This is a genomic window from Streptomyces stelliscabiei (assembly GCF_014873495.1).
GTDB lineage: Bacteria > Actinomycetota > Actinomycetes > Streptomycetales > Streptomycetaceae > Streptomyces > Streptomyces bottropensis.
Window position 1 is genome coordinate 4,091,103 of the sequence record NZ_JADBGF010000001.1, and the last position, 19,369, is coordinate 4,110,471.

Consider the following 19,369-nt stretch of genomic DNA (forward strand, 5'->3'; position numbering starts at 1 on the left):
CCGGCCGGCCGGGGCCGACCACCTACAGCTAGGGGATACGTCTATATGTGCGGGATCGTCGGTTACATCGGCAAGCGCGACGTGGCGCCGCTGCTCCTCGAAGGCCTGCAGCGCCTGGAGTACCGGGGCTACGACTCGGCGGGCATAGTGGTCACCTCGCCCAAGACGGCCGGTCTGCGGATGGTCAAGGCCAAGGGCCGGGTCCGCGACCTGGAGGCCAAGGTCCCCGCGCGCTTCAAGGGCACCACCGGCATCGCGCACACCCGCTGGGCCACCCACGGCGCCCCGTCCGACGTCAACGCCCACCCGCACATGTCGGGCGACAACAAGGTCGCCGTCGTCCACAACGGCATCATCGACAACGCCTCCGACCTGCGCAGGAAGCTCGAAGCGGACGGCGTGGAGTTCCTCTCCGAGACGGACACCGAGGTTCTGACCCACCTCATCGCCCGCTCCCAGGCCACCACCCTGGAGGAGAAGGTCCGCCAGGCGCTGCACATCGTCGAGGGCACGTACGGCATCGCCGTCATGCACGCCGACTTCAACGACCGCATCGTCGTCGCCCGCAACGGCTCCCCGGTCGTCCTCGGCATCGGCGAGAAGGAGATGTTCGTCGCCTCGGACATAGCCGCTCTGGTCGCCCACACCCGCCAGATCGTCACCCTCGACGACGGCGAGATGGCCACACTGAAGGCCGACGACTTCCGCACCTACACCACGGAGGGCACCCGCACCACGGCCGAGCCCACCACCGTGGAGTGGGAGGCCGCCTCGTACGACATGGGCGGCCACGACACGTACATGCACAAGGAGATCCACGAGCAGGCCGACGCCGTGGACCGGGTGCTGCGCGGCCGGATCGACGACCGCTTCTCCACCGTGCACCTCGGCGGCCTCAACCTGGACGCCCGCGAGGCGCGCCAGATCCGCCGGGTGAAGATCCTCGGCTGCGGCACCTCGTACCACGCGGGCATGATCGGCGCCCAGATGATCGAGGAGCTGGCGCGCATCCCCGCGGACGCCGAGCCGGCGTCGGAGTTCCGCTACCGCAACGCGGTCGTCGACCCCGACACCCTCTACATCGCCGTCTCCCAGTCCGGCGAGACGTACGACGTGCTGGCGGCCGTCCAGGAGCTGAAGCGCAAGGGCGCGCGGGTCCTCGGTGTGGTGAACGTCGTCGGTTCGGCGATCGCCCGCGAGGCGGACGGCGGCATCTACGTGCACGCCGGCCCCGAGGTCTGCGTGGTCTCCACCAAGTGCTTCACCAACACCACCGTCGCCTTCGCCCTGCTGGCGCTGCACCTGGGCCGCACCCGCGACCTCTCCGTCCGCGACGGCAAGCGGATCATCGCGGGCCTGCGCAAGCTCCCCGCCCAGATCGCCGAGATGCTGGAGCAGGAGGAGGAGATCAAGAAGCTGGCCGCGAGCTACGCCGAGGCCCGTTCGATGCTCTTCATCGGCCGCGTCCGGGGCTACCCGGTGGCCCGTGAGGCCTCCCTGAAGCTCAAGGAGGTCTCGTACATCCACGCCGAGGCCTACCCCGCCTCCGAGCTGAAGCACGGCCCCCTGGCCCTCATCGAGCCCGCCCTGCCCACGGTCGCGATCGTCCCGAACGACGACCTGCTGGAGAAGAACCGCGCCGCCCTGGAGGAGATCAAGGCCCGCAGCGGCAAGATCCTCGCCGTCGCCCACCAGGAGCAGGAGAAGGCCGACCAGACGATCGTCGTCCCGAAGAACGAGGACGAGCTGGACCCGATCCTCATGGGCATCCCCCTGCAACTCCTCGCCTACCACACGGCGTTGGCCCTGGGCCGTGACATCGACAAGCCGCGCAACCTGGCGAAGTCGGTGACCGTGGAGTAGGTCCCCCGCGCGACACACGACAACGGACCCCCACGTGATGCCCCATCACGTGGGGGTCCGTTCACGACGCGCCGGGGTCGCCCAACATCCCGACGCCGCTGCCAACTACCCGTGGCCGTCACGCCACTTTGTCAGGCATCACGCGGGTTATGCCCTTCACAAGGGCACAAACACCTCTACGCGCCAGTAGACTTACGCGCTTCGGGAAGCGGGCGGAAGGACGCCCGGATGAACGGAAGGGCGGACGGAACGTCACGGAATGACGATGACCGGCCGCTGCGCCCGCTTGGCGAGCCGCCCCGCGACGGATCCGAAGATCCGCCCGACGATCCCGTGCGTGGACCCGACGACGATCGCGTCGGCCTCGTACTCCCGCCCGACCTCCTCGAGTTCGTGGCAGATGTCGCCACCACGCTCGACGAGGATCCAGGGCACCTCGGCGAGATAGTCGGCGCAGGCGAGTTCGAGGCCGAGGACCTCGGTCCGGTGATCGGGGACGTCCACGAACACGGGCGGCTCGCAGCCGGCCCACACGGTCGTGGGCAGCCGGTTGGCGACATGCACGATGATCAGGCCCGAGCCGGAGCGGCGGGCCATGCCGATGGCGTACGCGAGGGCGCGCTCACTGGACGTCGAACCGTCGAAGCCGACGACGACGCCGTGCTTGAAGGCGGGATCACAGGAGGGACGTGCCTCTTCCGCCGCAAGGGGTTCGGCCGCCGTGTGATCGGCGACGGGCCGCCGCTCGCGGTCCGCGGATTCGAAGAATTCTTGACCGGCCATGGGTGTCTCGGCGTTCGGATCCTCGTGTGGGACGACGTGGATGGGATGTCAGTGTGCGGCGGAGCGGTGTCCGGGAATCATCTTCCCCACCCCATACCCCCAAGGGTACGACCGCACGCCTCCTCCGCCCAGATCCCGCACCGGCTGCGCGGGGTTCCAGGGAGCATGCACGAGCACCACCCCGTAACGCAATGGTTGCTGCCACGTACAGCCGGTTCACCCGGTCCGCCGGGTCTCGGTGCCCGGCGCGGGTGAGTGAACCCGGGCCCCGCGGCAACCCGATCAAGCGGTACCAGTGACCGACAGGTCGAACACGCGTTGAACCCCGGTAAGCCGATCGCACGGGAGCCAGGAGGGAGCCCGCAGTGTCCGCGCACCGCACCGCGCCCCAGTCCGCCCCTGAGACCGACACCGGCGAGATCCCCCCGCAGCCGCCGCGCGCCCCCGAACGCACTCCCGAACGCGCCCCCCAGCCCGCACCGCATCTCGCCGACCCCGCCACGGACGTGGTTCGCTGGGCGGCGTTCAGCTGCGTCCTCGTGCCCATCGTCCTCGTCTGGTACGGCACCTCCCTCGCCGGCGCGACGGGCGCGGCCCTGGGCCTGGCCGCGGTCACCGGCGTCTGCCGCGTCCTTCTGCGCCAGTCCGAACGCGGCGCGGCCCGCGCGGCCCACGCCACCACGGCCCGCCCGCCGGCGCCTCGCGCAACGCCCGCCCATGCGACGTCCGCCCGCACGACACCCGCCCATGCGATGCCCGCCCGTTCGATGGCCGAAGATCGCGCCCCGCAGCGCGGCCGGCACGGACGCCCCGCTTCCGGGGCGCACAGGGGCGGACGGAATCCGGGTCCGAGTACGCCGGTCGACTGACCGGTTTCCGCGCACACTCCCGTATCTTTTCAGCCAACTTCGGTTACCTGCGTGTTCCTTGGTCGAACACCCCCCCACCCCCCGTTCGACCTGCGCCGAAAGGGGTCCGGGGGCCTCGCGCACCCTACGTGGACCGGCCACGGGGACGAGGCGTACTTCCCTGCACGGCCCACGAGTGCAACGCTTCGTGATCGAATGCTTTACGCCAAGTTGCCATGTCGACAATGTGCCGGTTGGCGATCTGGTCACGTCGGCACCACGGGACACAGTAGATTCGATCATGACTGTCTTACGGCGGGGGACTCGTGCAGGACCAAGGGGAAACGTGCAGGAGCGACACAACCGAGGAGCCGCGACCACCGAGGGGGGCTTAGCAGTATGAGCCACGACTCCACCGCCGCGCCGGAAGCCGCGGCCCGGAAACTGTCCGGGCGACGCCGCAAGGAGATCGTCGCGGTGCTGCTGTTCAGCGGCGGCCCCATCTTCGAGAGTTCCATACCACTGTCGGTGTTCGGGATCGACCGCCAGGACGCCGGCGTACCGCGCTATCGGCTGCTGGTCTGTGCGGGCGAGGAAGGCCCGCTGCGGACCACGGGGGGCCTGGAACTCACCGCACCGAACGGCCTTGAGGCGATCTCGCGTGCGGGCACGGTGGTCGTGCCCGCATGGCGTTCGATCACCTCACCGCCGCCGGAGGAAGCGCTCGACGCACTGCGCCGAGCGCACGAAGAGGGAGCCCGCATCGTCGGGCTGTGCACCGGCGCATTCGTGCTGGCCGCCGCCGGCCTGCTGGACGGCAGGCCCGCGACGACGCACTGGATGTACGCGCCGACGCTGGCCAAGCGCTATCCGTCCGTCCACGTCGACCCACGAGAACTCTTCGTGGACGACGGTGACGTACTGACATCGGCCGGCACCGCGGCCGGAATCGATCTCTGTCTGCACATCGTGCGGACCGACCACGGGAACGAGGCGGCAGGCGCGCTGGCCCGCCGGCTCGTCGTCCCGCCCCGTCGATCGGGCGGCCAGGAGCGCTACCTCGACCGGTCTTTACCGGAGGAGATCGGCGCCGACCCACTGGCCGAGGTCGTCGCCTGGGCGCTGGAGCACCTCCACGAGCAGTTCGACGTGGAGACGCTCGCGGCGCGGGCGTACATGAGCCGTCGTACGTTCGACCGCCGGTTCCGCTCGCTCACCGGGAGCGCTCCCCTGCAGTGGCTGATCACTCAGCGCGTACTGCAGGCGCAGCGTCTGCTGGAGACGTCGGACTACTCGGTGGACGAGGTCGCGGGCCGGTGCGGCTTCCGTTCGCCGGTGGCGCTGCGCGGGCACTTCCGGCGGCAGCTGGGTTCGTCCCCGGCGGCGTACCGGGCGGCCTACCGCGCCCGTCGCCCCCAGGGCGAGAAGCACAGCGACCACCATGACGGTCCGCACGGCGTGCCGGGGCCCTCGGTGTCGCCGGAGCACGCTCCGGTGCCGCTCCAGGCACGGCGCACGGCCGCGGCGAGCGCCCTGGCACCGTCGGCGTCGCTGTCCACGGAGGGCGCCAAGCCGGAGCTGTACGCGACGGGCCGCCTGCCGGGCCAGCGCAGCGCCCCGTAGCACCGATCGGCCCGTACGGCCCGGTCCCGCACCTGATCACCCCGGTGCAGGACCGGGCCGTACGGCTGTCACGGGCCGTAAGGTGAGACACATGAACGATCGCATGGTGTGGATCGACTGCGAGATGACCGGCCTCTCGCTGTCCGACGACGCGCTCATCGAGGTGGCCGCCCTCGTCACCGACTCCGAGCTGAACGTGCTCGGCGACGGTGTCGACATCGTCATCCGCCCGCCGGACTCGGCGCTGGAGACGATGCCGGAGGTGGTGCGCGAGATGCACACCGCGTCCGGCCTGCTCGACGCCCTGGCCGGCGGCACGACACTGGCCGACGCCGAGGCGCAGGTCCTGGCGTACGTGCGCGAGCACGTGAAGGAGCCGCGCAAGGCCCCCCTGTGCGGCAACACGGTGGGCACGGACCGCGGCTTCCTCCTGCGGGACATGCCGACGCTGGAGAGCCACCTCCACTACCGCATCGTGGACGTCTCCTCGATCAAGGAGCTGGCCCGCCGCTGGTATCCGCGGGCGTACTTCAACAGCCCCGAGAAGAACGGCAACCACCGGGCCCTCGCCGACATCCGCGAGTCCATCGCCGAGCTGCGCTACTACCGCGAGGCGATCTTCGTCCCGCAGCCCGGCCCCGACTCGGACACGGCCCGCACGATCGCCGCGAAGCACGTCCTGCCCGCGCTGTAACCCCGTCCACCGGGCCCCTCCGGGCCCCCGAACGCCCCCCACCGAAACGTGTGCGCGGGCACCCCTTCGGACCCTGTACACTTTTTCTCGGCCGGTCGGTGAAACCTTCGGATGAACCGCCGGTCATGGTGGGTGTAGCTCAGCTGGTAGAGCACCTGGTTGTGGTCCAGGATGCCGCGGGTTCGAGTCCCGTCACTCACCCTGAAGTACGAGCCCCGACCTGGGAACAGGTCGGGGCTCGTTCGTGTGCCCCCCGAAGGACACTCAGCAGTCGTCGTAGCGCCGGACACCGGCCTCGCGCGTCCACCGCGGCCGGAGGGCATCCTGACACGGCCGGGGCGGGGGGACTTCAGGCCCCCGTGGCCCTCAGCCAGGCGTCCGCGAACTCCCGTACGGCCGCGAACCGTTCGCGGGGATCCGGGTGCGTGGCCCGCTCCAGCACGCCCAGCTGGGCCGCCGAGCCCCGCCAGGCGCGCTCCTCGTCCTCCGCGTCCAGCAGAAGCCGGGCCATACGGCCCAGCGCGTGCACGGTGGTGCGGATGTCGATCGTCGCACCGCGCTCGAACTCCTCCGGGGCCATGAACCGGGTCGACCCCGGCAGCCGGTCGGCGTCCAGCACGAAGGGGCCGGGCCGGTACTCGTCGAGGTCGATCAGCCGCATCTCCCCGGCCCCGAAGTCGTACAGCAGGGCCCCGTCGTAGAGATCGACGGCGACGTAGCCGGCGTCCTCGACGGCGAGGTGGGCGTCGAGGACGCGGGCGAAGGCCGCCTCGATCCGGTCGACGGGCAGGGAACGGAAGCGTGTCATCGGGCTGCCGGGGCTCGTACGGTCCCCGCTGCCGCGCTCGGCGGGGTCGTACAGCACCTCGCCGTCCAGCCACGGCATGACCACGGCCGTCCCGTCCCGCAGGGCGATCCGGTGCACCTGCGGGACGATCGCCGGGTGCCGCACGGCCCGGTGGAAGTCCCAGGCCCGCTCCAGCGACCGCCGGCCCACGGCGGAGAACGCCGTCTTCACGAACCACCGCTCACCGCGGTCCGGCAGCCGCACGCCGTAGGCCCTGCACCCCGAGTCCTGTCTCCCGAACACCCGGAAGACGTCGCCGATCCGGGCGAGACACTCCGTTGCCGGGCCGTCGATCCGTTCCAGGCCCAACAGCGGGTGGCTGCCCGCGCTTTGCCCTCCACCAAGGTTCTCCATGGAGGCCAGGCTGCCAGCAGCACGCCCCCGCCACAGCGGGGTGTGCCGCCACAGGCGCCCGGACGTCAGGCCCGCCGCTACAGCCTCTCGCCTCTCGACCGCGCGTTGCTCCTGGCGACGCCCTCACTCAGCGCTGCGGACCGGGTCACCGACATGAGCCGTTCCGGTCGGGCGTCCCACTCCCGCCCGCCTCCGACCGGACGCAGTTGCGCGTACGGGCCGACGAATCCCATCCCCTTGCCGATCCGTCCGGTTCCCTCGTCCCGCACGGTGTCGCCGACGCCCACCAGCGGCGTCCCGGGGTGGTGGGGAGGTTCGCGGGCGCCCCTCATGCCACCGCCTCCGCGCCGATGACGTGCGCATCGAGGTCGATACCGAAGTCCGCCGCGAGCACCAGCGCGAGCCTGCGCCGAGACTGCCGGTGCTGCTCCCGCTCGGCCTCGACCACGTACGGCCGGACCATGACGGCGGCCCCGCCGTCGAGCGGGTCGTGGAGGCCGTAAGGGGATCGCTGGGACAAGGGTCGTGGCGGAGCCGCAGCCGCCGTGCAGGGACGGGAGATCGGCGGTGATACGGCGGGGAGGGCGGCCCGGCGCCTCCCGGTGCCGGGGACGAGTACGCCCAGGGCCCATCGCAGGAACGCGTGGATAATGCTCGCTGTCGTCGGCTCCTTCGAAGCTGGTGGCCACGCCCCCGGACGTTCGCCGCGTCGCGGGGGTCGTTTCGTGTCACACCCGACGTTGGCGCAACCTGGTCATGCCCTGCCCTGCCATGGCATGACACAGAAGAACACTGTTTTGCATGGGCACATACGGTCTAGCCATGGTGGACATCCCAAAGGGTTACGGCCCGGACTCCGAGCTGGACCCGGAAGCGGCCGACCCGCTGTACCTTCAGCTCGCGGCAGTGCTCATCGCCCGGATCGGCAACGGCACCTACGCACTGGGCCGCGCGGTGCCCGGCGTCGACCGGCTGACGCAGGAGTTCGGGATCGCCCGCGGAACGGCCCGCAAGACCTTGGTGCTGCTGGCCGAGATGGGTTACGTGCGGACGGTCGTCGGCAAGGGCTCGTTCGTCATCGAACGCGCCGCCGCCGAGCCTGCCGACGACGCCGGTTGACAACACATCGTCAGCAGCCCCGTCCGAGCGCCCAAGAGCCGGGTGCACCCCCGGCCCCGCACCCGCCCTCAGGACGAGTCCCGCCCCACCAGCTCCGTAGGCAGCACCACCTGCCGCCGCTCCAATCCCCGTGACACCGCCGGCCGGCGGTCCGCGATCTCGTCGAGGAGGAGGTCGATCATCGCGCGGCCCATCTCCTCTATGGGCTGGCGGACGCTGGTGAGGGGCGGGTCCATGTGGCGGGCGATCGCCGAGTCGTCGTAGCCGACCAGCGCCACGTCGTCGGGTATACGGCGGCCCGCCTCGCGCAGGATCTGGCGGGCGCCGGCGGCCATGACGTCCGACTCGGCGAAGACCGCGTCGAGGTCCGGGCAGCGGGCCAGGAGTTCGCGCATCGCCCTGCGTCCGCCCTCCTCGGTGAAGTCGCCGGGGGCGATGAGGCGCTCGTCGACCTCGCGGCCCGCGTCCTCCAGGGCGTCGCGGTAGCCCTCGATGCGCCGCTGGGCACCGTAGACGTCCAGGCGCCCGGTGATGGTGGCGATCCGGGCGCATCCCCGGGCGATCAGGTGCTCCACCGCCGAGCGGCCGCCGCCGTAGTTGTCGGAGTCGACGGAGGGAAGCGTCTCGTGCTCCGAGCGGGGGCCGCTGATGACCGCCGGGATCTCCAGTTGCGACAGCAGATCGGGCAGCGGGTCGTCCGCGTGGACCGAGACCAGGAGGACACCGTCGACGCGGTGCGCGGCCAGGTACTGGGCGAGGCGCCGGCGCTCGCGGTCGTTGCCCGCGAAGATCAGCAGAAGCTGCATCTCCGTGTCGGACAGCTGCGCGCCGACACCCTTGAGGATGTCGGAGAAGTACGGCTCCGAGAAGAACCGGGTCTCCGGCTCGGGCACGACCATGGCGATCGCGTCGGTGCGGTTCGCCGCGAGCGCGCGGGCCGCCGTGTTCGGGACATAGCCCAGCTCCGCGACGGCCGCCTCGACCACCGCCCGGGTCGCGTCGCTGACCCGGGGCGAGCCGTTGATCACCCGCGACACCGTCCCCCGGCCCACTCCGGCCCGTGCGGCCACCTCTTCCAACGTGGGCCGCCCACCGCTCCGGCCCCGTGCTCCGTGGCCTGCCACCATGGTCGCCTCCCGTCAACACCGCGCTGGCGTGGAATCTAACAGTCCTGATCCTCGTACGACGTCCCGGAAGTGCTCGTCCGGGACTCGGCGCCGTCGTGACGCCGGTCCGGCTCCCGCGCCGGCCGTCCCGCGTGGGACGGCCGTTCGACGACTGGTTACACGAGTCCAACAGTGCCGCCGTCCCGGAATCCGGCGTTCCGGCGGCGGGCCGGCGCCGTCGCCCCGTCCGTCCGTACCGGCCCGGGCACCCCGTACAGGGGCCGTTCCGTCGATCTTCGACGCCCCGTGGGGCCCCGCCCGACCGATTTCGGGCATGATCGGCCACCGGCACCGGGTTAGTTAACAGCCCGATAACCGAAGACATCTCTCCGCGTTCGCTCCCTTGACACCCCCGCACGAACCGACGACTCTTCAACACATCACTCGTGGGAGCGCTCCCACAGTACCTGGCACTTACACATCCCGCACGTTCCCCGCCCGAGCCGCAGCATGAACGACAGGGCCCAACAACGCAGTTGGCCGGGGGGTCGGCACGTCAGGGCATCAGGAGGACGCAATGCGAGCACGTACCCTCCCGCACTCCCGGCTCCGGTCGGGCGGGGGCACCCGCACCGCCCGCAGGACGCGCAGGGCGGTGGTCGTCGCGACCGTCGCCGCGCTGGGCGCCGGGCTGCTGGCCGGCTGTGCCGATGACGGCAAGAACGAGTCCGACGACCCGGCGTCGGGCGGCGGCAAGGGCAAGACCACGATCACGCTCGGCCTGTTCGGTACCTTCGGCTATCAGGAGGCCGGGCTCTACGCCGAGTACGAGAAGCTCCACCCCGACATCAAGATCGCCCAGAACGTCACGGTGGAGAACGCGAACTACTACCCGGCGCTCGTCAACCACCTCACCACCAACAGCGGCCTGTTGGACATCCAGGCCATCGAGGTGGGCAACATCGCCGAGGTCGTGGCCACCCAGGCGGCCAAGTTCGAGGACCTGTCGAAGGTCTCGGGCATCGACAAGAGCCAGTGGCTGGAATGGAAGTGGTCGCAGGCCAGCACCAAGGACGGCCAGACGATCGGGCTCGGCACCGACGTCGGCCCGATGGCCCTCTGCTACCGCAAGGACCTCTTCAAGGCGGCCGGTCTGCCCACCGACCCCGAGAAGGTCGGCGCGCTGTGGTCGGGTGACTGGAACAAGTTCATCGACGTCGGCGAGCAGTACAAGAAGAAGGCCAAGGCGGGCACGTTCTTCATGGACTCCCCCGGCGGCCTGCTCAACGCCGTCCTCAGCAGTGAGAAGGAGAAGTTCTACGACGCCTCCGGCGAGATCATCTACAAGACGAACCCGGCGGTGAGGGACGCGTTCAACCTGACCGCGAAGGCCGCCGAGAGGGGCCTGGTCCAGCCCCAGTCGCAGTTCACGCCGGCCTGGAAGACGACCATCTCCCAGAGCAAGTTCGCCACCGTCGCCTGCCCGCCGTGGATGCTCGGCACCCTCAAGGAGAGCGCGAAGGCCGAGGACGCCGGCAAGTGGGACGTGGCCGTCGCGCCCAAGTCCGGAAACTGGGGCGGCGCCTTCCTGGGTGTGCCCAAGAGCGGAAAGCACGTGAAGGAGGCCACGGAGCTCGCCAAGTGGCTGACCGCGCCCGAGCAGCAGGCGAAGCTGTTCAAGGTGCAGGGCAACTTCCCGAGCGCGCCGGCCGCGTACGCGATGCCCGAGGTCACCGGCGCCAAGAACGAGTTGACCGGTGACTCACCGATCGGCACGGTCTTCTCCGAGGCCGCCAAGACCGCCCCGGTGCAGGTGATCGGCCCGAAGGACCAGGTCATCCAGGACGGCCTGGCCAACAACGGCGTCATCCTGGTGACGAAGGGCAAGTCGGCGGCGGAGGCCTGGGAGACGGCCACCAAGACCATCGACAACAACCTGGACAAGTGACCCGGATGACCACCCGCCACGTCACCGCCGCGTCCCCCGTCAAGGAGGGGGGCGCGGCCCCGGGCCGCCCGCCCGCCGTTCCCACGGAGGCGGAGCAGCGGCGCCGGGACCGGTTGTCCCGCCGCTGGCGGCGGGACAAGCGCTGGAGCCCGTACGCCTTCGTCTCGCCGTTCTTCCTGCTGTTCGTCGCGTTCGGCCTGTTCCCGCTGGTCTACACCGGCTGGGCGTCGCTGCACCAGGTGGAGCTGACCGCGCCCACCGACATGACGTGGGTGGGGATGCGTAACTACTCGCGCATCTTCGACGACGACTTCTTCTGGAACGCGGCGCAGAACACCCTGATGATCGGGGTCATCTCGACCGTTCCGCAGTTGGCGATCGCGATGGGCATCGCGCACATCCTCAACTACAAGCTGCGCGCCTCGACCTTCTACCGGGTCGTGATGCTCGCGCCGTACGCGACCTCGATCGCGGCCGCCTCGCTGGTCTTCGTGCTGCTGTTCGGGCGCGACTACGGCATGATCAACTGGGCGCTGCACTTCGTCGGGATCGACGCGATCGACTGGCAGAACGACAAGTGGCCGTCGCAGATCGCGGTGTCGACGATCATCATCTGGCGGTGGACGGGCTACAACGCGCTGATCTACCTGGCCGCGATGCAGGCGATCCCGCAGGACCTGTACGAGTCGGCGGCGCTGGACGGCGCGAGCCGCTGGAGGCAGTTCCTGCACGTGACGCTGCCGTCGCTGCGGCCGACGATCCTGTTCACGGTCGTCGTGTCGACGATCGGCGCGAGCCAGGTCTTCGGCGAGCCGCTGCTGTTCGACACCAACAAGGGCGCGTCGGGCGGCGCGGAGCACCAGTTCCAGACGCTGGGCCTGTACCTGTACGAGCAGGGCTGGGTGAACCAGCACCTGGGCCGGGCGTCGGCCATCGCCTGGGCGATGTTCCTGATCCTGATCGTGATCGGCATCGTCAACTACGTCATCTCGCGCCGGCTGCGCGCCAGTAGTTAGGAGTACCGGCCGTGACGACGACGACAACGACCGCGAAGTCCGTGGAGCCCGAGGACGCCGTGCCGACGGCCCGGAAGGCGCTCCGGCCCAAGTCCGCCCGGGCCGGCGGGCACATGCACGCCGGACCGATCGCCTACATCATCCTGGGCGTGTTCACCATCGTTTCGCTGTTCCCGCTGGTGTGGACGGCGATCGCCGCGTCCCGCGACAACAACCGGCTGGCGGAGAACCCGCCCCCGTTCGTGTTCGGCTCCAACCTCTTCCACAACCTGGATCTGGCCTGGAACGACGCGAACATGGGTAAGGCGTTCTTCAACACGACCATCGTGGCAGGGACTTCGGCGGCAACCATCGTCTTCCTGTCGACGATCGCCGGATTCGCCTTCGCCAAGCTCCGGTTCCGGGGCAGGGGCGCGCTGATGCTGATCGTGATCGGCACGATGATGGTGCCGCCGCAGCTGAGCATCATCCCGATGTACATGATGGTCGCCAAGCTGGAGTGGACGGACCAGCTTCAGGCGGTGATCCTGCCGTCGCTGGTGAGCGCGTTCGGTGTGTTCTTCATGCGGCAATACCTCATCCAGGCACTGCCCGACGAGATCATCGAGGCGGCCCGGATGGACGGCGCGAGCAGCTGGCGCGTGGTGTGGCACGTGGTGTTCCCCGCGGCGCGCCCCGCGATGGCGGTGCTCGGCATGCTGACGTTCGTCCAGACGTGGAACGACTTCCTGTGGCCGTTCCTGGTGCTGAGCCAGACCGGCAACCCGACCGTTCAGGTCGCTCTCGCGGGCCTGGGACGCGGGTACACCCCCGACCAGTCCCTGATCATGGCGGGTGCACTGCTGGGCACCCTGCCGCTGCTCCTGGTCTTCGCGATCTTCGGCAAGCAGATCGTGGGGGGCATCATGCAGGGCGCGGTGAAGGGCTGAGGCCCGGGTTCGCCCGCGTACGTCTTCTCACCGGGGGTCGGGTCACCGCCGCCTCGACCCCCGTTCTTCGCCTTCGTTCGCGCTTTCGCCTTCGCGCGTGCACCACTCCCCCCACCCACCTCCGTCGGTCCACACGACCACCAATGGGAGCGCTTCCATGCCTGAGCCCGTGAACCCGGCCACCCCGGTGACCTTTCCTCCCGCCTTCCTCTGGGGCGCGGCCACCTCCGCCTACCAGATCGAGGGAGCGGTGCGGGAGGACGGCCGTACGCCCTCCATCTGGGACACCTTCAGTCACACGCCGGGCAAGACCGCCGGCGGCGAGACCGGTGACATCGCTGTCGACCACTACCACCGCTACCGCGACGACGTGGCGATGATGGCGGACCTGGGCCTCAACTCGTACCGCTTCTCGATCTCCTGGTCGCGGGTGCAGCCCACGGGCCGGGGTCCCGCGATCCAGCGCGGCCTCGACTTCTACCGCCGGCTGGTCGACGAGCTGCTCGACAAGGGCATCAAGCCGGCCGTCACCCTCTACCACTGGGACCTCCCGCAGGAGCTGGAGGACGCGGGCGGCTGGCCCGAGCGGGACATCGCGCACCGCTTCGCCGAGTACGCGCGGATCGTGGGCGAGGCGCTCGGCGACCGGGTCGAGCAGTGGATCACCCTCAACGAGCCGTGGTGCACGGCGTTCCTCGGCTACGGCTCCGGGGTGCACGCGCCGGGCCGCACGGACCCGGTGGCGTCGCTGCGCGCGGCCCACCACCTGAACCTGGCGCACGGGCTCGGCGTCTCGGCGCTGCGTTCGGCGATGCCCGCCCGCAACTCGATCGCGGTGAGCCTCAACTCCTCGGTGGTACGGCCGATCACCAGCGCCCCCGAGGACGTGGCCGCGGCCCGGAAGATCGACGACCTGGCCAACGGCGTCTTCCACGGGCCGATGCTGCACGGGGCGTACCCGGAGAGCCTGTTCGCCGCCACCGCGTCGCTGACGGACTGGTCGTTCGTGCAGGACGGTGACGTGGCGGCCGCCAACCAGCCGCTGGACGCGCTGGGGTTGAACTACTACACGCCGACGCTGGTGGGCGCGGCGGACGCCGACGCCGTCGGGCCACGCGCGGACGGCCACGGGGCGAGCAACCACTCGCCGTGGCCGGGCGCGGACGACGTCCTGTTCCACCAGACCCCGGGCGAGCGTACGGAGATGGGCTGGACCATCGACCCGACGGGCCTGCACGAGTTGATCATGCGTTACTCGCGGGAGGCGCCGGGTCTGCCGATGTACGTGACGGAGAACGGCGCCGCGTACGACGACAAGATCGACTCGGACGGCCGCGTCCACGACCCCGAGCGCATCGCCTACCTGCACGGCCATCTGCGGGCGGTCCGGCGCGCGATCGCCGAGGGGGCGGACGTGCGCGGGTACTACCTGTGGTCCCTGATGGACAACTTCGAGTGGGCGTACGGGTACGGCAAGCGCTTCGGCGCGGTGTACGTCGACTACGCGACCCTGACGCGCACCCCGAAGTCGAGCGCGTACTGGTACGCGCAGGCGGCGAAGACGGGCGCGCTGCCGCCGCTGGTGACGACACCGGCGTAACGGACCACAGGGCCGGGGGCTGGGGAGCCCCCTGGGGGGAACGGGGGGCCGGGGGTCCGGGGCGCGGCGCGCATAGGGGAAGCGCCGCGCCCCGGAGGGGGTGGTCAGAGCCGCCGGTAGTAGTGCGCGGTCGGGAACAGGACGCAGCCGAGGCTCTCGTAGAGGGCGCGGGCGGGAGCGTGGAAGGCGTCGCCACCGGTGCCGATCTCGACGAGCTTCGTGCCGCGTCCGCGCAGATCGGCGAAGGCGTGCTCGCACAGGGCGGTGCCGACGCGGTCGCCGCGGTGCTCCGCGTCCACGGCGAGCAGGGTGATCTCGCCGTGGCGGCGGGTGGGGCCGGCCCTCCAGGCGACGTAGCCGGCGATGACGCCGTCGGCCTCGGCGACGGCCACGTACTTGTCCTGGGCCGGATCGTGGAGGGTGGGGACCAGGGCGCGGTAGTCGTCACGCCAGTCGGCGTGCAGCGCGGCGAGGACGAGCCCGTCGAGCAGCGATCCGACGGAGTCCTCGAAGAACGGGCGGAACGTGTCGATGGTGAGTTCGGCCAGTCGGGCCACATCGTCCTGACCCAATGCGCGGACAAGCATGGAGTGGACCTCTTGGGAACCGAGGGAGGAAAGGGACGCCTCTGGCCCGCCGGTCACGTGAGACGTGTCGGTGGGCCGACCTCAGTGGCGGGTACGCCAGGACGCGAAGCACTCCATACGCGTCATGCTAGGGCCTGCCGACCAGAAAGGACGTGCCCGTGACGCTGTTGGTCGCCGCCGTCATCGTCCACGACCGGGCCGCGGGCCGGGTCCTCCTCCTCCAGCGGGGCGAGCACGCCAGGTTCGCCCGGGGAAGGTGGGATCTGCCCGTCGGAAAGAGCGAACCCGGGGAGCCCGTCACCGGGACCGCCGTGCGGGAGCTGTACGAGGAGACCGGGCTGACCGTGAAGCCGGAGGCGCTGGAGGTCGCGCACCTCATCCACGCGGCCCGCGGCGTCGATGCGCCGGACGGTTATCTCACCGTCGTGTTCGTCGCCCACGAGTGGACGGGCGAGCCCGGGAACCGGGAACCGCACAAGCACGCCCAGGTCCGCTGGTTCGCCACCGACTCCCTGCCCGAAGACTTCGTGGAGGGCAACGCCGGCGCGTTGCGCGGCTACCTGGCCGGCGGTTCCCGGATGTCCCTGTACGGCTGGGCGTGACGTCGGGGCGTCACCGCAGCAGCTCGTCGCGCCTCGGAACGCCGCAGGGCCGCGCCCCCGAAGGAGCGCGGCCCTGCGGCCGTCATGAGCGGGGTCAGCGGGGTTCGCGGACGACCGCCACGTCCCCGGCCGGTACCAGCACCGTCGCCGGGGCGTCGGTCGTGGTGACGGGCTTGCCCGTCAGCAGCTCGACGGACCCGGCGGCGACCTCGACCTCGGCGTCGTCGTCGCCGTGGTTGATCAGGAAGAGGTAGTCCGCCTCCGGGCCCCGGCGCAGGGCCGCCTCGACGTGTGCGGGGGTCGTACGCACCGAGGTCACGCCCGCCTCCTCGCGGACGCGGTCCAGGAGGGCGGCGAGGGTCGTCGGGTCCGGGCGGGTGGCGACGTACCAGGCGGTGCCCGCGCCATGGGTGTGGCGGGTGACCGCCGGGACCCCGGCCAGGGGGCCGGAGGTGTACGAGGTCACCGCCTCCGCGCCCGCCAGGGCGACCCGCTCCGACCACAGTCCGGCCGTACCGCCGTCGCTCAGGCCCACCGACTCGCCCGGCAGCAGCGGGAACAGCTCGTCCGTGCGCACGCCCAGCGCCTCGCGGAACGCGCCCGGGTAACCGCCCAGCCGGACGTGGCAGTTCTCGTCCACCGCGCCGCTGTGGAAGCCGACGGCGAGCGTGCCGCCGGTCTCCGCGAAACCGGTGAGGTTCGCCGCACCCGCGTCGTCCACCAGGTACAGGCTCGGCGCCAGCACCAGCTTGTACGCGGACAGGTCCGCGTCGGGGCGGACGAAGTCCACGGCCACGCCGGCCCGCCACAGCGGCTCGTACCAGGCGCGGACCAGGTCCTGGAAGCGGAGTTCGCCGCTCGGCTGGGACGGGAGTTCCACCGCCCACCAGGCGCTCCAGTCCCAGGCGATCGCCACCTCGGCGACGCCCGTGCTGCCCCGCACCTCCGCCAACGAGCCCAGATCCGCGCCCAGTCGCACCACGTCCCGCCAGATCCGGCTGTCGGTGCCCGCGTGCGGGAGCATCGCCGAGTGCCACTGCTCGGCGCCGGCCTTGGCCGCCCGCCACTGGAAGTAGGCGATGCCGTCGGCGCCCCGGGCCACATGGGACAGGGCGTTGCGGCGCAGCTCGCCCGCCGTCTTGGCCCGGTTGACCGGCTGCCAGTTGACCGCGCCGGTGGAGTGCTCCATCAGCAGCCACGGACTGCCGCCGGCCAGCGAGCGCACCAGGTCGCCGCTGATCGCGATGTCGATCTCGGACTCGGGGTCCGTCGACTGGAGGTAGTGGTCGTTGGAGACGATGTCCAACTCCGGTGCCCAGCGCCAGTAGTCGAGCTTGTCGAAGTTGAACATCACCATGAAGTTGGTGGTGGCGGGGGTGGTGGGGGCCGCCTCCAGCAGCACCTCGCGCTCCGCCTTGCACAGCGAGAGCAGCGCGTCGCTGCAGAAGCGGCGCCAGTCCAGCTGGTGGGTGGGGTTCGGGACCGCGCCCGTCGGGCGGGGCGGGATGATCTCGTCCCAGTCGTAGTACCACTGGCTCCAGAACGTCGTGCCCCAGGCGTGGTTGAGCGCCGCCAGGTCGTCGTACTTCTCGCGCAGCCAGAGCCGGAAGGCCGCCGCGCTCGTGTCGCAGTGGCACTCGCCGTTGTGGCAGCCGTACTCGTTGTGGACGTGCCACATGACGACGGCCGGGTGGTCGGCGTACCGCTCGCCCAGCACGCGGGCGATCCGCAGGGCGGCCTCGCGGTAGGCGGGGCTGGACGGGCAGAAGGTCTGGCGGCTGCCGTACGAGAGGGCGCGGCCGTCCTTGTCGACCGGCAGGGCGTCCGGGTGCTTGACGAAGAACCAGGCCGGCGGGGCCGCCGTCGGGGTCGCCAGGTCGGCGGCGATGCCGTTCTCGTGGAGCAGGGCGAGGATCTTGTCCAGGCGGGAGAAGTCGTACTCGCCCTCGCGCGGCTCCAGCAGCGCCCACGAGAAGATGTTGACGCTGACCATGTTCACGCCCGCCTCGCGCATGAGGCGTACGTCCTCGGCCCACACCTCCTCGGGCCACTGCTCGGGGTTGTAGTCCCCGCCGTAGGCGATGCCGGGGACGTTCAGTTCGCGCTTCATTCGGAGGCCTCCGGGCCCTTCGTCAGCAGTCGGCGGGTCGTTTCCACACCCCAGGTGTCCAGGGAGAGCAGGCGGTCGCTGGAGGCCGTCAGGCCGCCCGTCGCCTCGACGTGCGCCGCCCAGCGCTCGCGCGTCTCGACGGCGGGACGGGCCATCAGGCAGTCGGGGTCGTTCACCCAGAGGCGCCCGTGCTGCCACTGGCGGCCGGCGCCCGTGAACTCGGCGGAGTCCTGGCCGGGCTGGCTGTGGTCGTCCGCCTCGGGGCGGCGGTGCGGGGCCGTGTCGGGGCTGACCCGCATGGCGTCGAACAGGCCGAGGGACGGCAGGATCGGCGCGCCGCAGCCGAGGAGGTAGGCGTCGGGGCCGATGGCGTCGCGGATCAGCTCGATGCCCCGGCGGTACGCCGTGAGGGCGTCCACGGAGGCGTGGCGTACGCCGTCCAGCGCGCCCGCGTAGAGGAAGTCGACCTTGAAGTAGTCGTAGCCCTCCGAGCGGAGGGTGGTGAAGACCTCGGTGAGGTACGCCGCCGCCGCGGGGTGGGTGGTGTCGAGGACGTACAGGTCGTGGCCCCAGTTGTGGCCGGCGTGCGTGGGACCGCCGTCCTCGTCGCGCACCAGCCACTCGGGGTGCTCGGCGGCCAGGGCGCTCGACGGGTCGACGAGGAAGGGCGCCGTCCAGATGCCGGCGCGGCGGCCTCGGGCGCGGATGGTGTCGGCGATGCCCGCGCGGGAGCGGAAGCGGCCGGAGAGGGTGAGCCAGTCGCCGAGGGCCTTCTGGTAGCCGTCGTCGATCTGGACGACGTCGATGGGGAGGTCGAGGGTGTCCATCGCACGGAGGTTCTCGTGGATGTCGTCCTCGGTGACGGAGGTGAAGTACTCGTACCAGGAGCACCAGACGGTGGGGGCCGGGCGCGGGGCCGCGAGGCCGAGGCTCGCCGCCCACTCGCCCAGCACCGCCTGGATGTCCGTGCCGGTCCACTCCTTCACCGGGCCGTCGGAGGTGACCTCGGCGACCTGGTCCCTCACCGTCAGGCGGATCGAGGGGACCTGGTGGGCGGGGTCGGGGGCGGCCCAGAGGCGGACCGGTGTGCCGTCGCCCGGGTCGAGGGCCAGCAGTCCCTCGCCCTGGAAGGTGCCGGCCGGGGCGGTGACACCCGGGCGGTAGCAGACCGTGGCCCAGTTGTCGCCGGTCGGACGGTACGGGGTCGCGTCGAGGGCGTAGGAGCCGCTGGGGCTCCAGGACTGCCAGCCCTCCTCGTGGACCCGTGCCGTACTGGTGTCCACGGGCACGGAGGCCACGTGGGTGAAGGGGTGGTGCACGAGAACTTCTCTTTCACACAG

The 19,369-nt window shown here is 70.9% G+C and carries 18 protein-coding genes and 1 tRNA gene; 11 read left to right on the forward strand and 8 right to left on the reverse strand.

Annotated elements, in window-relative coordinates; genetic code table 11:
• Positions 1-45: 45 nt before the first annotated feature.
• Positions 46-1,863 (forward strand): glutamine--fructose-6-phosphate transaminase (isomerizing), encoded by a 1,818-nt coding sequence (glmS, locus tag H4687_RS18050; RefSeq protein ID WP_046918789.1) that lies wholly within the window; start codon positions 46-48, stop codon positions 1,861-1,863.
• Positions 1,864-2,115: 252 nt separating this feature from the next.
• Here the strand turns inward: glmS and H4687_RS18055 are convergent, their stop codons facing one another.
• The gene (locus H4687_RS18055; RefSeq protein ID WP_046918788.1) at positions 2,116-2,646 is read right to left on the reverse strand and encodes a universal stress protein; all 531 of its coding nucleotides are present in this window, start codon (positions 2,644-2,646) and stop codon (positions 2,116-2,118) included.
• Positions 2,647-3,011: 365 nt separating this feature from the next.
• Here H4687_RS18055 and H4687_RS48065 point away from each other — a divergent pair, with 365 nt between their 5' ends.
• The 4 genes from H4687_RS48065 (at position 3,012) to H4687_RS18075 (ending at position 6,012) form a co-directional block, all read left to right on the forward strand.
• Positions 3,012-3,515 carry a hypothetical protein gene (locus H4687_RS48065; RefSeq protein WP_050399228.1) on the forward strand — a complete coding sequence of 168 codons (504 nt, stop codon included), beginning with the start codon at positions 3,012-3,014 and terminating at the stop codon, positions 3,513-3,515.
• A 378-nt stretch (positions 3,516-3,893) separates the two neighbouring features.
• Positions 3,894-5,117, forward strand: coding sequence for a helix-turn-helix domain-containing protein (locus H4687_RS18065; protein WP_005486515.1), 1,224 nt, complete (start codon positions 3,894-3,896; stop codon positions 5,115-5,117).
• Positions 5,118-5,208: 91 nt separating this feature from the next.
• On the forward strand, positions 5,209-5,811 hold the full coding sequence (gene orn, locus H4687_RS18070) for an oligoribonuclease (RefSeq protein ID WP_046918406.1): 603 nt from the start codon (positions 5,209-5,211) through the stop codon (positions 5,809-5,811).
• A 128-nt stretch (positions 5,812-5,939) separates the two neighbouring features.
• Positions 5,940-6,012, forward strand: a tRNA-His gene (locus H4687_RS18075).
• Between the two features lie 148 nt (positions 6,013-6,160).
• Here the strand turns inward: H4687_RS18075 and H4687_RS18080 are convergent.
• The 3 genes from H4687_RS18080 to H4687_RS48070 all read right to left on the reverse strand — a co-directional run bounded on the left by H4687_RS18080 (position 6,161) and on the right by H4687_RS48070 (position 7,532).
• Positions 6,161-7,012, reverse strand: a complete 852-nt coding sequence (locus H4687_RS18080; RefSeq protein ID WP_046918407.1) for a serine/threonine-protein kinase — start codon at positions 7,010-7,012, stop codon at positions 6,161-6,163.
• 77 nt (positions 7,013-7,089) lie between these two features.
• Entirely contained in the window at positions 7,090-7,344 is a 255-nt protein-coding gene (locus tag H4687_RS18085) for a hypothetical protein (protein WP_046918408.1), read from the reverse strand.
• On the reverse strand, positions 7,341-7,532 hold the full coding sequence (locus H4687_RS48070; RefSeq protein ID WP_306459057.1) for a hypothetical protein: 192 nt from the start codon (positions 7,530-7,532) through the stop codon (positions 7,341-7,343). The genes H4687_RS18085 and H4687_RS48070 overlap by 4 nt, the downstream gene beginning before the upstream one ends.
• A 302-nt stretch (positions 7,533-7,834) precedes the next feature.
• Between H4687_RS48070 and H4687_RS18095 the strand changes: the two genes are divergently transcribed.
• Positions 7,835-8,131: a GntR family transcriptional regulator gene (locus tag H4687_RS18095; protein ID WP_046918410.1), complete on the forward strand. Its 297-nt coding sequence runs from the start codon at positions 7,835-7,837 to the stop codon at positions 8,129-8,131.
• A gap of 68 nt (positions 8,132-8,199) precedes the next feature.
• On the opposite strand, the gene H4687_RS18100 is transcribed toward H4687_RS18095, so the two are convergent.
• Positions 8,200-9,255, reverse strand: coding sequence for a LacI family DNA-binding transcriptional regulator (locus H4687_RS18100; RefSeq protein WP_046918414.1), 1,056 nt, complete (start codon positions 9,253-9,255; stop codon positions 8,200-8,202).
• A 559-nt stretch (positions 9,256-9,814) separates the two neighbouring features.
• Between H4687_RS18100 and H4687_RS18105 the strand changes: the two genes are divergently transcribed.
• The 4 genes from H4687_RS18105 to H4687_RS18120 all read left to right on the forward strand — a co-directional run bounded on the left by H4687_RS18105 (position 9,815) and on the right by H4687_RS18120 (position 14,730).
• Positions 9,815-11,185: an ABC transporter substrate-binding protein gene (locus H4687_RS18105; protein ID WP_046918411.1), complete on the forward strand. Its 1,371-nt coding sequence runs from the start codon at positions 9,815-9,817 to the stop codon at positions 11,183-11,185.
• Between the two features lie 5 nt (positions 11,186-11,190).
• Entirely contained in the window at positions 11,191-12,201 is a 1,011-nt protein-coding gene (locus H4687_RS18110; protein ID WP_046918412.1) for a carbohydrate ABC transporter permease, read from the forward strand.
• A gap of 11 nt (positions 12,202-12,212) precedes the next feature.
• Positions 12,213-13,130: a carbohydrate ABC transporter permease gene (locus H4687_RS18115; protein ID WP_373560639.1), complete on the forward strand. Its 918-nt coding sequence runs from the start codon at positions 12,213-12,215 to the stop codon at positions 13,128-13,130.
• Between the two features lie 157 nt (positions 13,131-13,287).
• On the forward strand, positions 13,288-14,730 hold the full coding sequence (locus H4687_RS18120) for a GH1 family beta-glucosidase (protein WP_046918413.1): 1,443 nt from the start codon (positions 13,288-13,290) through the stop codon (positions 14,728-14,730).
• Positions 14,731-14,834: 104 nt separating this feature from the next.
• Here H4687_RS18120 and H4687_RS18125 read toward each other — a convergent pair whose 3' ends face one another.
• Positions 14,835-15,317, reverse strand: a complete 483-nt coding sequence (locus tag H4687_RS18125) for a GNAT family N-acetyltransferase (protein WP_046920360.1) — start codon at positions 15,315-15,317, stop codon at positions 14,835-14,837.
• A gap of 158 nt (positions 15,318-15,475) precedes the next feature.
• On the opposite strand from H4687_RS18125, the gene H4687_RS18130 reads away from it, so the two are divergent.
• Positions 15,476-15,919, forward strand: a complete 444-nt coding sequence (locus H4687_RS18130; RefSeq protein WP_046920359.1) for an NUDIX domain-containing protein — start codon at positions 15,476-15,478, stop codon at positions 15,917-15,919.
• 94 nt (positions 15,920-16,013) lie between these two features.
• Here the strand turns inward: H4687_RS18130 and H4687_RS18135 are convergent, their stop codons facing one another.
• A complete protein-coding gene (locus H4687_RS18135) occupies positions 16,014-18,029 on the reverse strand; it encodes a beta-galactosidase (protein WP_050399233.1) in 2,016 nt (671 codons plus the stop codon).
• Entirely contained in the window at positions 18,026-19,348 is a 1,323-nt protein-coding gene (locus H4687_RS18140; RefSeq protein ID WP_046917703.1) for a glycoside hydrolase family 36 protein, read from the reverse strand. Before H4687_RS18140 ends, H4687_RS18135 begins: the two co-directional genes overlap by 4 nt.
• Positions 19,349-19,369 lie beyond the last annotated feature (21 nt).

Bases quoted from the DNA above. Each gene is read 5' to 3' on its own strand.
- glmS (WP_046918789.1), top strand. From the start codon at position 46: ATGTGCGGGATCGTCGGTTACATCGGCAAGCGCGACGTGGCGCCGCTG.
- H4687_RS18055 (WP_046918788.1), bottom strand. From the start codon at position 2,646: ATGGCCGGTCAAGAATTCTTCGAATCCGCGGACCGCGAGCGGCGGCCC.
- H4687_RS18065 (WP_005486515.1), top strand. From the start codon at position 3,894: ATGAGCCACGACTCCACCGCCGCGCCGGAAGCCGCGGCCCGGAAACTG.
- orn (WP_046918406.1), top strand. From the start codon at position 5,209: ATGAACGATCGCATGGTGTGGATCGACTGCGAGATGACCGGCCTCTCG.
- H4687_RS18080 (WP_046918407.1), bottom strand. From the start codon at position 7,012: ATGGAGAACCTTGGTGGAGGGCAAAGCGCGGGCAGCCACCCGCTGTTG.
- H4687_RS18085 (WP_046918408.1), bottom strand. From the start codon at position 7,344: ATGAGGGGCGCCCGCGAACCTCCCCACCACCCCGGGACGCCGCTGGTG.
- H4687_RS18095 (WP_046918410.1), top strand. From the start codon at position 7,835: ATGGTGGACATCCCAAAGGGTTACGGCCCGGACTCCGAGCTGGACCCG.
- H4687_RS18105 (WP_046918411.1), top strand. From the start codon at position 9,815: ATGCGAGCACGTACCCTCCCGCACTCCCGGCTCCGGTCGGGCGGGGGC.
- H4687_RS18110 (WP_046918412.1), top strand. From the start codon at position 11,191: ATGACCACCCGCCACGTCACCGCCGCGTCCCCCGTCAAGGAGGGGGGC.
- H4687_RS18120 (WP_046918413.1), top strand. From the start codon at position 13,288: ATGCCTGAGCCCGTGAACCCGGCCACCCCGGTGACCTTTCCTCCCGCC.
- H4687_RS18125 (WP_046920360.1), bottom strand. From the start codon at position 15,317: ATGCTTGTCCGCGCATTGGGTCAGGACGATGTGGCCCGACTGGCCGAA.
- H4687_RS18135 (WP_050399233.1), bottom strand. From the start codon at position 18,029: ATGAAGCGCGAACTGAACGTCCCCGGCATCGCCTACGGCGGGGACTAC.